The organism is Aestuariivirga sp. (assembly GCF_044239095.1).
GTDB lineage: Bacteria > Pseudomonadota > Alphaproteobacteria > Rhizobiales > Aestuariivirgaceae > Aestuariivirga.
Map to the genome: position 1 here is coordinate 1 of NZ_JBIICB010000361.1, position 3,562 is coordinate 3,562.

The window sequence follows — 3,562 nt, forward strand, 5'->3', positions numbered from 1 at the left end:
TCATGTCGACTGGCGGGCCGGGAGCGCTGTTCGACCTTCCCTGGCTTCCCGTCTACATCGCCGTCATGTTCCTGTTCCACTGGATGCTCGGTGTGGCGGCAATCGCCGGAGCGATCGTCCTGGTCGTGCTGACGCTTCTGACCGAGTTCCGGACGAGGCGCCCGGCGTTGCAAATGATGCGCGACGGTGCGGCACGGGCCGACATGGCGCTGACCGGTCGCCGGAATGCCGAGATCATCGCTGCCATGGGCATGGGACCGCGCCTCGCGAGGCGCTACAGGAGCCTCGGCGTCGTGGCCACGGCATCCCAGACCGAGGCGAGTGATCTCGCAGGTGGCCTTGGCTCGATCGCGCGCATTTTCCGCCTGGTGCTGCAATCCGCCATCCTGGGCCTTGGAGCGCTTCTGGTCATCTGGAACGAATCCTCCGCCGGCATCATGATCACGGCGGGCATTCTGATGGGGCGCGCCCTGGCCCCTGTCGATCTCGCCATTGCCAACTGGAAGGGGTTTGTGGCCGCCCGACAGGGCTGGGGGCGGCTCACGGAACTGTTCCAGAAGTTTCCGCCGACTCAGGACCGCATGCCCTTGCCCCGGCCAACGCGGGGCCTGAATGTCGAGCGTCTGACCGTTCTGGAACCCGGCGGACAGCGCTTCCTGATCCGCGAGGTCAGCTTCAGCCTCGCCGCGGGCCAGAGCCTCTGCGTCATTGGCCCGAGCGGTGCCGGAAAGTCGACGCTGGCGCGCGCCCTCGTCAATGCCTGGAGGCCTGCAGCGGGCCGGGTGGAGCTTGACGGCGCACCCCTCGACCAGTGGCCGCCAGAGGATCTCGGGGGCCACATCGGCTATCTGCCGCAGGACGTCGAACTGTTCTCCGGTACCATTGCCGAGAACATCTCCCGGCATTCCGATACGCCCGAACCTGAGCGCATCATTGAAGCGGCCATGGCGGCGGGCGTCCATACCATGATCACCCGGTTCAAGGATGGCTATCAGACGCAGATCGGCGAGGCCGGAAGCGTATTGTCTGCCGGTCAGCGCCAACGGATTGCATTGGCTCGGGCGATGTATGGAAACCCGTTTCTGGTTGTTCTCGACGAGCCGAATTCGAACCTCGATGCCGAGGGTGACGCAGCACTCCAGCAGGCGATAGCGGCAATCAAGGCGCGAAAGGGTGTTGTCGTCGCAGTCTCCCACCGGCCGGGCATTCTCGAGGCCTTCGACATGGTCCTGATCCTGAGCGAAGGCCAGGTTGCGGCCTTTGGTCCCCGCGACGAGGTCCTGTCGAAGCATGTGAGGAACAGTGCCACGATCAGCCAGGTGCAGCGCAAGCCCGGTGCCGTTGTACCGATGACGAGGCCTCCGGGAGGTCTCGCGGATGGGCCGGGCGGCGCATGAGCGAAGCCTCACCGGGTGAAGGTTCGCTGGCGGCAATCCGCCGTTACGTGCTCTGGGGGATCCTGTTCGCGGGCACTCTCGTCATCTGCGTCGGAATCTGGCTGTTCCTTGCCACTGTCTCGGGCGCGGTGATCGCATCGGGCTCGGTCACGGTCCTTTCGGACGTCAAGAAGGTGCAGCCGCCAGCCGGTGGCGTCGTTGCCGGGATCAACGTCCGAAACGGACAGCAGGTCAGTGCCGGAGAGCCCCTGATCCTTCTCGATGATACCGTTGCGCGCGCCAATCTCGCACTTTCCGAGAAGTCGCTGACAGAACTGTACGCCCGCCGGAGCAGGCTGACCGCCGAGCGGGATGGCCTGCCAGTCCTGGTCTTGGATACTCCCGCTTACAAGGGCGTCTCCGGGACGACGCTCGCAGAGATCCGCCAAAACGAAACCCGCCTGTTCGAACTTCGAAAGACGGCCTATGACGGGCGCAAGGCGCAACTGAAGGAGCAGAGCGCCCAGATCGAGCAGGAAGTTGCGGGACACCTGCGCCAGATCGAGGCCAATGCCGCTCAGCAGACGTTCATCGTCCAGGAGCTTGACAGTGCGCGAACACTCTGGAGACAGAAGCTCGTTCCCCTGTCGCGATTGAGCAGCCTCGAACGCGAAGCCGCACGCCTCGCCGGCGAAAAGGGACGTCTCGAAGCCGCGGTCGCACAACTGGGCGGCAAGTCGGCGGAACTGAAACTGGCGATCCTGCAGGTCGACAAGGAGCTCTTCAGCGAGGTGGCACTCGAGTTGCGCGATGTCGATGCGCGGATCCTGCAGGTGGAAGAGCAGCGTATCGCTGCAGCGGACCAGTTGGAAAAGCTGGTTCTCTCCGCGCCCCAGGATGGCATCGTGCATCAACTCCAGATCAAGACGGTTGGCGGTGTCGTCGCAGCCGGGGATGTGCTGATGCTGATCGTCCCGACATCTGACCGGCTGGTGGTCGAGGCCCGCCTGAGCCCCACCGACATTGACCAGGTCAGGACCGGATCCGAGGCAAGGCTTATGTTCCCGGCATTCAACCAGAGGATCACGCCGGAGTTGATGGGGACGGTCGATTACGTATCGGCCGACACGGCCGTGGATCAGCAGACGGGGGCGGTCTTCTATGCGGCCCGTGTCGCGGTGACTGAACATGAGATCCGCAAGCTGCGGGAGTTCTCGCTGCTACCCGGCATGCCGGTCGAGGTCTTCATCAAGACCGGGGACCGGCGCGTCGTCAGCATTCTCACAAAGCCGATCCTCGACCAGCTGAACAGGGCGTTCCGGCAGGATTGAGGATGATGAGGAAAGTCAGGATTCCCACGGGAGGCACGCCATGACAGAGCCCGCCACAGTGTCATTACACAGGCGTGTATCGGAACAGTTGGCGAGGGCTCTTTCCTCACAGGCTGATCCCGCTGCCGACGTTGCCCGGCTCACTGACAGCCTGCGGTTGCTCGCGAAGTGGCGATCGTCGCTGCTCCAGGATGCGTGGCTGCAACGTGAAGGGAACCTCGTGAAGTGTGGTCCTTTCGCGGGCATGCAGTTGTCGCACCGCTCGGGCGAAGGCTGCCACATTGCCAAGCTGATCGGCATCTACGAGCAGCCCCTGTGGCCTGTTCTCGAGAGGGTCATCGGAGAAAAATACGACCTCGTCCTGAATGTGGGTGCCGCCGAGGGCTACTACGCCATTGGAATGGCCCGGCGGATGCCGGACAGCCCGGTTATCGCCCATGAGAGCAATCCAGCCGCAAGGGAGATCCTTGCAAGGCTGATCGAACTCAACGGGGTCATGGAAAGGGTCACCCCGCGCGGTCTGCTCGAGCCGACAGATCTGTCGGGTCTTGAGGGCAGGCGGGTCCTTCTGATCTGCGACATCGAGGGGGGAGAGATCGATCTTCTCTCCGGATCTGTCCCCAAGAGCCTGAGATTCTCCGATCTCATCGTCGAAACACATGACACGCAAAGCCGCCCAGGAATTGCGGCGGAGCTTGCCAGGAGGTTCGAGGCAACCCACGAGGTCATGTCGATCGCCGACAGCGGTATGCGCAACTTCGAGGCACCGGATTGGTTCATGCGCCTGCCCCACCTCGATCAGTTGCTGTGCACATGGGAATGGAGATCGACACCCACGCCCTGGCTGTTCATGAC

At 63.4% G+C, this 3,562-nt stretch carries 3 protein-coding genes; all 3 read left to right on the forward strand.

Annotation, left to right across the window (positions count from 1 at the left end; genetic code table 11):
* Nucleotides 1–1,397: type I secretion system permease/ATPase (locus ACILRA_RS21145; protein ID WP_395664025.1), on the forward strand; the 1,397-nt coding region annotated here is incomplete at its 5' end.
* Nucleotides 1,394–2,707, forward strand: coding sequence for an HlyD family type I secretion periplasmic adaptor subunit (locus tag ACILRA_RS21150; protein ID WP_395664026.1), 1,314 nt, complete (start codon nucleotides 1,394–1,396; stop codon nucleotides 2,705–2,707). The genes ACILRA_RS21145 and ACILRA_RS21150, both read left to right, overlap by 4 nt.
* Nucleotides 2,708–2,927: 220 nt before the next feature.
* Nucleotides 2,928–3,562: hypothetical protein (locus ACILRA_RS21155; RefSeq protein WP_395664027.1), on the forward strand; the 635-nt coding region annotated here is incomplete at its 3' end.

What these genes read in the sequence shown, in the direction of transcription:
- ACILRA_RS21150 (WP_395664026.1), top strand. Translation starts at nt 1,394, where the DNA reads ATGAGCGAAGCCTCACCGGGTGAAGGTTCGCTGGCGGCAATCCGCCGT.